The following is a 1,348-nucleotide window of genomic DNA, read 5'->3' on the forward strand; positions in this document are numbered from 1 at the left end:
AAACTTCGATATGGCGCCTGCGGTTAGAATAAAATGTGTCGTTGATCCACAATGTGCACAGAAATGGATTTCTGCAGCCGGATCTTCCTTGTCTTCCCGGCTATATCCTTTCGTCGCGCCCACGACGCTGACTTCCGAGGGATGGAAATAGGCCCAGCGGGCGCCGGACTTGCTACAAAGCGTGCAGTTGCACTCGTTGATGAAATCCGGTCGCTTTGAGATGTCGACATGGATTTGGCCACAGAGGCAAGAGAGCTTCAACATTCCCAATGTCATATCAGCGGAGCTGCTCGCCTGGTAGAGGCAGTCCGATTTCCACGTTCATGCGGTTCCAGCTCGGCCGCGCCGGCCCAAGCCAAACAGAATTGACGTCATGTTCCACGCAGGATTCGTACTTGCTAGTTCAGGCGCGGACCAGGAAGAGACCGTCGCAACGGACGACATTGCTGACTATGACCCTCGACGGACTCTTTATCGGCGCCGCCGCCATCCAGACCTTGGCCGGTTGGCGGCATTCTGCTGAGCGCGCCATACTCGCGATGATTGGCTGCTCACCGGACGGCCCATGGGAACGAGAATGCCAAGAAGAAAATTGCGAGAACACTGAAGATGGCTACCGCGTGTCGGCCGCCGGCGGCAAAGGGCGGGTCCTCGGCGCAAGCGCCTGCGGTCCCGCGCTAGCGCGCGCCCTTGCACCGGCGGCCGACACGCGGGGCGGGGATGGGGTTGAGACAGAACCCTGGAGAATATCCCGATGTTGAAACACCGCAACACAACACAGCACTCGAATCATCGCGATCACTATCAGGAGGTGACGGACCAAATCATCGGCGCGCTCGAAGCGGGTATCCGGCCGTGGCGCCAACCTTGGAAGAGTGGCTCACCTGGCATGCCAATCAATGTTACGACCGGACAGCCTTATCACGGCATCAACGTGTTGGTGCTAGCAATGACGTCGTTCGCGCTCGGCGGCGACCCACGGTTCTGTTCCTACAAGCAGGCGGCCGACCGCGGTTGGCAAGTACGCAAAGGCGAACGCGGCACGACAATATTTTTCTTCAGGCGCATGCTCGTTGAAGATCGCAACGCAGCGCCCGAGGCGGAAGATCGCACGAAGGCCGTACCCGTGTTGCGGACCTTCACCGTTTTCAACGGTTCCCAGATCGAAGGCATCCCGGCGTATGTCGCGCCAAGCGCCGTAGAGGCTCCCTGGCGCCGACCCGAAGCGGCCGACATCGTTCTGAGCAATAGTAAGGCCGTCATCCGGATCGGCGGCGACCGGGCCTTCTACAGCCCATCGCACGACTTCATTCAGCTGCCACCGCCCGCTTCTTTCGAGAGCCCTGTG

General features: G+C 59.6%; 1 protein-coding gene. It reads left to right on the plus strand.

Annotated features, from left to right (window positions below; all coding sequences use genetic code 11):
* Positions 1 to 754: 754 nt before the first annotated feature.
* Positions 755 to 1,348: ArdC family protein (locus GSQ92_RS29760; RefSeq protein ID WP_159014949.1), on the plus strand; the 594-nt coding region annotated here is incomplete at its 3' end.

Source organism: Acidisoma sp. S159 (assembly GCF_009766125.1).
GTDB lineage: Bacteria > Pseudomonadota > Alphaproteobacteria > Acetobacterales > Acetobacteraceae > Acidisoma.